Genomic DNA, 1,044 nt, shown 5'->3' with positions numbered 1-1,044 from the left:
GCGCATCTGTTGGTGGGTGGGTGTAAGAGCGAAGGCGGTTCGGTCTATCTGCCGCGTCCTTGTTCTTTTTTTTGGGGGGGCAAGAGGGCAGGGTGCTGAAAGGGTTGTGGGCAGAGGTAGGGCGAAACGCGGCGGTTCGGGTGCAGCTTGTTTTGCCGGGAAGGGCGCAGCCTGGTCCGGCAGACGGATCAACCCGCACGCCGCGCCCGGAGTCCCCGGGCCCGGAGGGCGCAACTTTTCCGTGCAGCGTTTCGCAGAAACCTGTAAGCTTCGCCCCCTCTGCGCGGAAACGCGGCGGAGGCAGGACTGGAAATTAGAAATTTTCGATCCCGGCGTTTGACACCGGATTCGAAAGTGTTCATAATCTCAAGTTCTCCGCTGGAGGGGTGCCCGAGTGGTTAAAGGGGGCAGACTGTAAATCTGTTGGCCTTGCGCCTACGTTGGTTCGAATCCAACCTCCTCCACCAGAGACCCTATACCTAAATCCAGGCGCGGCTAGAGCATCAGCGGCCTGGATTTTAAAATGCAAGCCCTGGGAGCTGGGCGGCCTTTGCAACGAAGGTCGTAAGGTTTCAAGGGCCTGGGTTTGAAGGTGTTGGGAAGTACGAGAAGGTGAAAGGGTAGCCGCGGGTGTAGCTCAATGGTAGAGCAGAAGCCTTCCAAGCTTACGACGAGGGTTCGATTCCCTTCACCCGCTCCAAGATTTATACGCCCATGTGGCTCAGTGGTAGAGCACTCCCTTGGTAAGGGAGAGGTCACGCGTTCGATCCGCGTCATGGGCACCACAACTTCTTTTCTTCAGTCAGAAGCGCAATCCAGGTCAGGAGTCAGCCATGGCAAAAGGCAAGTTTGAACGTACCAAGCCGCACGTGAACGTGGGTACGATTGGTCACGTTGACCACGGCAAAACGACGTTGACGGCAGCCATCACGACGGTTCTGTCGACCAAGTTCGGCGGCGAAGCCAAGGGCTACGACCAGATCGATGCAGCTCCTGAAGAAAAGGCACGCGGCATCACCATCAACACCGCGCACGTCGAGTACG

1 protein-coding gene and 3 tRNA genes are annotated in these 1,044 nt (G+C 57.8%); all 4 read left to right on the top strand.

Annotated features, from left to right (window positions below; translation table 11 throughout):
• The first annotated feature begins 380 nt into the window (after window positions 1–380).
• Window positions 381–467: transfer RNA gene (locus KDH83_RS30800), tRNA-Tyr, on the top strand.
• 159 nt (window positions 468–626) lie between these two features.
• Window positions 627–700: transfer RNA gene (locus KDH83_RS30795), tRNA-Gly, on the top strand.
• 10 nt (window positions 701–710) lie between these two features.
• Window positions 711–785 (top strand) — tRNA-Thr (locus KDH83_RS30790).
• A 48-nt stretch (window positions 786–833) separates the two neighbouring features.
• Window positions 834–1,044 (top strand): GTP-binding protein (locus KDH83_RS30785; RefSeq protein ID WP_240806462.1); only part of this gene is annotated, 211 nt, incomplete at its 3' end.

This window comes from Achromobacter sp. Marseille-Q0513 (genome assembly GCF_018195695.1).
Classification (GTDB): domain Bacteria; phylum Pseudomonadota; class Gammaproteobacteria; order Burkholderiales; family Burkholderiaceae_B; genus Achromobacter.
Note: the sequence above shows the minus strand (reverse complement) of the source record. Positions and strands in the feature narration are given on the sequence as shown.